Source organism: Paenibacillus lutrae (assembly GCF_009757775.1).
GTDB classification, from domain to species: domain Bacteria; phylum Bacillota; class Bacilli; order Paenibacillales; family NBRC-103111; genus Paenibacillus_F; species Paenibacillus_F lutrae.
Genome location: NZ_RHLK01000002.1, coordinates 224,406 through 232,279, shown reverse-complemented (window position 1 = coordinate 232,279; position 7,874 = coordinate 224,406). Strand labels below are relative to the sequence as shown.

Annotated in this window: 6 protein-coding genes; all 6 read right to left on the bottom strand. The window is 49.0% G+C overall.

What is annotated here, in order from left to right:
* Nucleotides 1–21 precede the first annotated feature (21 nt).
* Genes fabD through EDM21_RS03535 form a run of 6 tightly spaced genes read right to left on the bottom strand, consistent with a single transcriptional unit; the run spans nt 22 to nt 7,861 of the window.
* Nucleotides 22–1,308, bottom strand: a complete 1,287-nt coding sequence (gene fabD, locus EDM21_RS03560; RefSeq protein ID WP_157332992.1) for an ACP S-malonyltransferase — start codon at nt 1,306–1,308, stop codon at nt 22–24.
* Between the two features lie 27 nt (nt 1,309–1,335).
* Complete coding sequence (locus tag EDM21_RS03555) at nt 1,336–2,373, bottom strand: HAD-IIIC family phosphatase (RefSeq protein ID WP_157332989.1); 1,038 nt, start codon at nt 2,371–2,373, stop codon at nt 1,336–1,338.
* Between the two features lie 20 nt (nt 2,374–2,393).
* Nucleotides 2,394–3,530, bottom strand: a complete 1,137-nt coding sequence (locus tag EDM21_RS03550) for an acyl-CoA dehydrogenase family protein (protein ID WP_157332988.1) — start codon at nt 3,528–3,530, stop codon at nt 2,394–2,396.
* A gap of 23 nt (nt 3,531–3,553) precedes the next feature.
* Complete coding sequence (locus tag EDM21_RS03545; RefSeq protein ID WP_157332986.1) at nt 3,554–3,802, bottom strand: acyl carrier protein; 249 nt, start codon at nt 3,800–3,802, stop codon at nt 3,554–3,556.
* A 23-nt stretch (nt 3,803–3,825) separates the two neighbouring features.
* Nucleotides 3,826–4,683 carry a 3-hydroxyacyl-CoA dehydrogenase family protein gene (locus EDM21_RS03540; protein WP_157332984.1) on the bottom strand — a complete coding sequence of 286 codons (858 nt, stop codon included), beginning with the start codon at nt 4,681–4,683 and terminating at the stop codon, nt 3,826–3,828.
* Nucleotides 4,684–4,702: 19 nt separating this feature from the next.
* The gene (locus tag EDM21_RS03535) at nt 4,703–7,861 is read right to left on the bottom strand and encodes a non-ribosomal peptide synthetase (protein ID WP_157332982.1); all 3,159 of its coding nucleotides are present in this window, start codon (nt 7,859–7,861) and stop codon (nt 4,703–4,705) included.
* Nucleotides 7,862–7,874 lie beyond the last annotated feature (13 nt).

The following is a 7,874-nucleotide window of genomic DNA, read 5'->3' as shown; positions in this document are numbered from 1 at the left end:
TTCGCCTCCTAAGTCGGCATCTTATTTCCGCATTTGCAAAAAGGGCAGGTGATCCGCCAATTCCTGATTTCCCGTCTCCTCGAGAATTTGCCCAAAACGCATCGTTTGGATAGCTGCGGGCACCTTTTTGGTATGAAAAATCGTATTTAAAAGCTGCAGGACCTGCAAGAAATCCCCTTGTGAGACGCTGCTGTGATCTTGTTCCAATTTCCGTTCAATTTCTTCTAACTGCTCATAGGGGCCAATTACCCCTGCCAAAAATTCTTCCTCATTCATGTTCCGGTTTCTCGTACAGACTGCGGCGGTCAAACATCTCTTTACCAAAGATTCTTTGCTGTAAACGGAGCTTTTCCCTTGTATTTCACCTTGCCCGCTGCCGATTTTCTTCAATAAGTGGAGACGGTCGTCTGCTTGCCCGTAAGAATACGATTGTACGCCCGGATAATTTGCTGCCACCAGATTTGTAAGAACCGACTGGGGTCCCATTTCAATGGTTTTTGTAATTTGCCGCTGTTTCAGGAAATCCATCGTTTCCTTCCACCGTACCGGCTGTGTCAGCTGCATTCTCAGATAGCGGTAAATATCGTCCGGTTCGTTATAGACGGAGACCGTAGCGTTGGCTATGACCGGCCACCTCGGCTTCTCAAACGTGTAAGATTTCAGAACGGTTTCCAGCTCAACCGCTGCCTCTTCCATTAATGCGCTGTGAAAAGGCGGACTCATTAGCAAGGGAGTAATCTGCCCGCCGATTGAAGCGATTTGATCCTCTGCCCTGCCTACTGCCGAATAATGTCCGGCAATCACAAACTGGACATCGGAATTTATACAAGCCAGCGATACTGGCTCGCCCACACGCGAGCTCATTTCGCATATATTCCGGATTTGATTTTCCTGAATACCGTTTACAACGGTCATAGCGCCTTCTCCGTGATCGGCGACTCTCTCCGCGAGCAAACTTCTCTGATGCACGATATGGACCGCATCCGCGAATTGTATCGCTCCCGAGCAAGTGAGCGCAGAAATTTCCCCTAAGCTGTGTCCTGCGCAGTAAGAGGGCTCTTGCCCCACTTCTTCCATATATGCACGGAAAGTTGCAACACTGACCAGAAAAATTGCAAGCAGCATATGCTCAGTTTTATTTAAATTCACTGTACTTCCGCTAAAACAAATGTGAGCGAAATCTTTGCCAAGAAGATCACTCGCTTCTTCAAATACCAGCCTCGCTGCGGCATGTTCCTTATATAAGCTGCTGCCCATTCCGATATACTGGGATCCTTGTCCGGGAAATAAAAAGGCGGCTTTCTCCAAAATGGTTTCCTCCCCACTTCTCTGTAGTTACCCTGTGGCGATCAGCTTGACATATTCGGCAGCAGGTTGAACCGTGCGTCCATCATGTTCAAAAATTATCGTATTTCCTTCTTGTCCAATCTCTTTAAAGCCGGCAAATTTATAGGTTATGTGCATCATACGGTTCCGGTCATTCGGTAAATATTCGGCCAGCAACCGGCAATCGGCCTCTATAGATTTGCGGATAATATGATTCAAAAGCACGGTTCCGACCCCGCGAGACATGACCCGGCAGGAAGTGAGCATCAGCTTGAGGACCCATGTTTTCTCTATGCATTCAATCAGGGCAAGACCGATCTTACCATATCTGCCGAACCGGTCATCCAGCTCGCAGATGAGAAGAAGATGAGATTCCGAGCGGCTGAAATGCAGCAGCTCCTCATAAGAATAGGTGTAGCCAGTCGCATTCAGCTGGTGGGTTCTGACGGTCAACTCTTCGGCCCGCTCAAGATCACCCACCGTTACAGGATGGATCTGCATGACCATATCCAGCGTGGACAAAAACTCATTCTGATCTCCTGTGAAGTGTTCCTCCGCTTTTTTTCTTTCGATCTCACTCTTGTATAATCCCCTCCGCTGTCTTGCATCCGGAGAGATAATACGCGGGATCATCTCTGTTTTATCAGTAAGCGATTCCAATTCCGCCGCATCCAGACACCATACCTCGGGCAAATGAAAGTTTACCTCTTCCCGCTCGAACTGCTGATCATCTATAAACGCGACCGCATCCAATCCGATGTTGATCTGTTCCGTAATCTCCCGGATTGACTGAGACTTGGAGTTCCAGGAAATTTGCGGATATATAAAATATTCCGCCACTCCAAGCTGCTCCAGCTTGTCCATTGCATGGGCGTACTCATTACGGCTGGCAATCGACTGCAGAATTCCGCGTTCATCCAGCGTCCGGATGATATCCAGCACACCTTCGCGGAGCCGGACTTCTCCGTCCTCCAGTAGAATGCCGTCCCACAAAGTCAAATCCAGGTCCCATACCAGGCATTTGATTCTTTTTTCTTCGGCGTCCATAGCTGCCTCCTTTCTTCCGATTATTTAAATTGTCCGAAGGTATAGGAAGAAATCATTAATTCATGAATTTGATTGGTTCCCTCGATAATCTCCATAATTTTGGCATCCCTCATATATCGTTCCACCGGGTAAAGAGAGCTGCATCCGTTGGCGCCATGGATCTGGACGGCGTCTTTGGCTGCTTGGCTCGCGGTAATCGAAGCAAAATATTTGGCTTTCCACGTCTGCAGTACACAGTCGGGATGCAGGGTATCACGCGAATAAGCCGCTTGGCGGCAAAGAAGCCTGGCGGCGGAAGTGTGAACCTCCATCTCTGTAATCATCTTCTGGATCAGCTGATGCTCGATTAATGTGCGTTCAAATTGTTTGCGTTCCCCGCTGTATCGCAGAGAAGCTTCCAGGCTCGCTTGCGCAATGCCCACGCAGCCGCATGCGATGGAGAATCTGCCATAGTCCAGACAAAATTGCACGACATGAGATAAGCCGGCTCCTTTTCGCCCAAGTAAATTTTCTTTGGGAATACGGCAATTCTCAAACGTAAGGTCTGCCGTCATCGAACCCCTTAACCCGAGCAGTCCCGTTACGGCTGTTCGGGTAATGCCAGAGGCGGAACCCTCCACTATAAACGCCGTTATTTCACCTTCCAAGCGCGCAAAGACGAGCAGCAGGTCTGCCGTTTGCCCGTAGGTTGTCCATTTCTTTGCTCCATTGATGATATATCCAAGCTCATCCTGGGCGGCTTCTGTCCGGAGTGCACTGGCATCGCTGCCTGCGTCTTTTTCCGTAAGGGCAAAAGCACCCGTCTTTACTCCGCTCGCCAAATCGGGAAGCCATCGCTTCTTTTGCTCAGGCGATCCCCATTTTTGTATCGCATACGCAACCATCCCGTGAACCGTCAGCAGACTCCGGATGGAAGAACAGCTTTTACCGATCTCTTCATGAAGAAAGCTGAGAATCATCGAATCCCAGCCTTTTCCGCCATATTGCTCAGAAATATTAGCTCCCAAATACCCTCCTTGCTTAAGACTGGAGAGAACTTCATCCGGGGTCTCCTGCCTGCTATCCATCTGACGGGCATAGGGTTCAATGCAGGTTTTGGCGAAAGACTCGAAATTTTCTTTAGCTTCCAGCTGTTCGGCGGTCAAGTCGAAATTCATGCAGATAACTCCTTCATTGATAATTAAGAGACATTGACATCCGCTTTACTGTCCACAAAATTCACTATGGCCTTAATGGTCCGGAAGTGATCGATATCCAGATCGCCCGGCTCCATGACAATGTTAAATTCTTTTTCCAGAAACATGACCAGCTGCATGGCAAATAAAGAATTCACGAACCCCAGCGCAAAAATATCATCCTCATCCTGCAGCTCCCGGCTTTTAAAGAAACGAGACAGAAACATTTTGATCTTTGCTTTTGATTGTTCCATCTATGAACCCCCACTAAAAGATATTATTCATACGAGTAAAACCCTTTTCCGCTCTTCCTGCCATGAAGCCCCGCATCCACCATTTTCTGAAGGAGGGGGCACGGTCTGAATTTAGTATCTTTATAACTGTCGAAGAGTACTTCGAGAGAATACAAGATTGTATCCAGTCCGATTAAATCGCAAGTTTCCAGCGGTCCCATCTTATGTCCGAAACAGAGCTTGAAAATCCGGTCAATATCTTCTACGCTGGCTACTCCATCCTGCACTTCAAAAATAGCTTCGTTGATAGTCAGCATCAACACCCGGTTGGAGACAAAACCCGGCACGTCATTGACGATAATGCCTTCTTTGCCTGCCCCGTTCAGGAGGGCATTGGCCTCTGCAATGGTTTCCTCCGACGTATGGTAACCCTTAATTACTTCTACAGCAGGCTTCATTGGAACCGGATTCATAAAATGCATCCCCAGCACGCGGGATGGGTCGGAATAGATAGAGCCGATCCGGGTAATGGAGATGGCCGAAGTGTTAGCCGCTACCTTACAGCCGGGCTGAAGAATTTGCTCCAGCTTCCGGTGTACTTCCTCTTTGATTTCCCACTTTTCCGTTACGTTTTCTATTAGAAAATCAGCGCTTCGAACGTCATCATAATCTGTCGAGAAAGTAATCTTCTCCATGATCTCTTTAAGGTCAGGGGCGGGTTCTTCTTTTTTCTGGAATAACCGGCTGAATCCGATACTCATTTCCAAACGTTTGCGGGCTTCCTTCAGAATCGCATCCGACAGATCGATTAATATAATCTTATAGCCTGCTTTGGCGAAGCACTCGGCTATTCCGATTCCCATTACTCCCGCCCCGATGACGCCAATCGTTGTTCCGCTCATCTGCACTCCACTCCCTTATTCATCGCAACTCAGCTTGCTCCCGCTTCTGAACCATCATACGGAGCAAAGTCATATATTTTTTTAAGAGCTCGATCATTCTTGCCCCATCCAGTCTGCGGTTATCGAACTCAAGCGAAATATTCACATCATCCGGATCCAGTTCCAGCACAAGATCAAATAAACCCGAAAGCGCGTAACCCGCTGTAACTTTGGATTTGTCATAGATAAGCGCAGCGACCGAATGATCCCCTCTCTCCTCTATAGCCCGGATATGCCCGATTCGGACGGAACCGTTCACCGCAGCTTCCCGGGCTTCACGGACATTCCCGAACAGATCCGAAATATCCTCGATCCCGGAAAGATTTACGTGCAAGGGGGTCACCTCATCCGTCCGGTCCAGGGCGGTATACATAAGCAATTCCTCACTGCCCGTGATATCTGACATCAGGTAGAAACAAGCGGCCAGCAGCACATCCATTTTGGTTATGCCTGCCTGCAGAGCCGTTTCCTGAATACGTTCTGACATTTCAGCACTGGCTGCAATTCGGTACGACGATTCGGATGACGTACTTTCATTGCCGGCAAAATATCGCTCCGGGAGCGCAAAAACCGCTAAGTCATGCAGCGTAATTTCCGGAGCTTCTTCATCCTTAAGAATCAGCTGTGCCAGCATTTTTATATTCTTATGAACGAACAGGTCTGTAAGAGTTACCTTTCCGGGGAACTGCTTGTCGATCAAAGCGACCATCTGAACCATGGAAATCGAATCACCGCCGACGTCAAAGAAACTGCTCTCGGTACCGATTTGATCGGCGGACATTTGCAAGACCTCCGACCATATTTCTGCCAGCGTTTGCTCCAGATCGTTCATAGGCAGTTCGTTATCTGAAGGCAGCACGGCCTCATGGGATCGTTTCCTTAACGACTCCCTGTCCACTTTTCCGTTAGGGGTGAGCGGAATGGTTTCGACGGGAACAAGAAATGCCGGAATCATATATTCCGGCAGCTTTTCTTTCAACAAGGCTTTAATCGTTGCAGTCGGCAGGGGTATCGCAGTCACGATATATCCGCATAAGAACAGGCTTCCGTCATCTGCACGCTTGGCCAGCACGACGGCCCCGGTAATCCCCTCAAGCTCGTTGAGAGCTTGCTCAATTTCTCCTAATTCAATGCGGTAACCGCGCAGCTTGACCAATTGATCGGTTCTGCCGATATACTCGATTGTGCCATTAGGAAGCCATCTGGCATAATCCCCTGTTTTATACATTTTGGAACCGGTAAGAAACGGATTGTCCACGAATTTCTCCCGCGTCAGATCCGGCTGATTCCAATAACCCCTTGCAAGTCCGGCTCCGCTAATATGAAGCTCACCCATTGCAGATACAGGAACTGGATTCCGGTTATCGTCCAGAATATAAATCTGGGTGTTAGCAATCGGTGAACCGATCGTAAGCGGAGCGTCCTGCTTCAGTTCTGTCATTGCCGACCAGATGGTCGTCTCCGTTGGCCCATACATGTTGTAGATTTTCACTGCGGTATAAGGCTTAAGCTGCTCCAGTAAATAAGAAGGGAACGCTTCCCCGCCTACCAGGATGGCTTTGAAGTTCCCCATCAGCTCTGCACAGCGCTCATTCTCGAGCATAAGCTTTAACCGGGAGGGTGTCGTCTGGATATAATCGGGCTGATGCTTCCCGATCACCGCAGCCAACTGCCCCGGATCGATCTGCGAGGCTTCATCCGCCAAGACAACAGTCATCCCCCGCAGAAGCGGAAGCAGCGTCTCCAAATAAAAAATATCGAAGCTGTACGTTGTCACAGACAACAGCGTCTCTTCCTCGCCGAAAGCGATCCGGTCGCACATCGCTTCAATAAAGTGGATGACAGACCGGTGCTCGATCATGACACCCTTCGGCTTCCCCGTTGACCCGGACGTATAAATCACATAGGCCAGATTAGACGATTGGTGCGATGCCGCAGCGGTGATACTGCCTTGAACATGCTGTAAATCCTTCAGATCTATTCGCGTTCCTTTAAAGCCGTCAATATCCGTTTTGGCTGTTGCTGTCACTATAATTTCGGCTTGACTGTCAGACATGTAATGCTGAATCCGGCTTGCCGGATAATTCGGATCGACCGGCAAAAAAGCGCAGCCCGATTTGAGAATGCCCATTATACCGACAAGCATATCGAATGACCGGTCTGCGAGCAGAGCAATAATTTGATCCGGTTTACCTCCGGCCGCAATCACCCGGGCTGCCAGCGCATCCGCCTTCTGATTGAGCTCCCCGTAGGTATAAGACTTTTCCCCCACTATAAGGGCGGTTCTGCCGGGGTTGTTGTTCACCTGTTCCTCGAACAAGCGGTCGATGGTCGTCATCTTAGGGGTAAGAACCCCGCTCTCATTAAATCCGACCACGATCCGGTTCTTCTCTTCTTCCGAGAGTATAGGAACATCCCCGATAGACGTCTGAATATTGGCCGAAACGTGCTCCAGAACATGATGGAAGCTGGTCTGCAATAAGGCCGCTTGTTCCTCCGAATAAAGCTCCGAATCGCAGTCCAGCACCAGCTTAAGTCCTTCAGCCGTCCGTTCCAGGCCAAAAACAACTTCAACCTGGGCTTCTTTGCGAAAAGCATGTTCATGCAGCCCGTCATACATGCAGGCATACGACATCAATGGAATGACAGGCAGCGATTCATTAGAACGTTCCGTCAGCTTTTCCAGAATAACCGGCAGGGGATAATCCTGATGTCGGTAGGCTTCCAAAACCGCTCTCTTCGTTTGGATGAGAAGTTCTTTGAACGTCATGTTACCTTGGCTATGGCTGCGGAGAAGAACCGTTTCATTCAGTGTTTCTTCCGTACGCGTCAGTTTGAGCACCGGCATCCCTATCACGCACTCCGATACACCGTGACACCTGTACAGCACAATGTGAACCATTGCGGTAAACGCGATGTACAGCGACATATCAGAGTGATTGCATAGCTCAAGGAGTCTCTCTTGCGCCGCAGCATCCAGAAACTTCTCCGAGTACCTTCTTCCCTCATCAGACAACCGGGCCATATCCGTTAGTTCGATATGGTCCGAAGAGACGCCTGCCAAATTATCCAGCCAGAACTTTTCTTGTTCCGTATATTTCCGATCACTTAACAGTACATTTAAATCCAAACGTGACATGAGGAAACTTCTC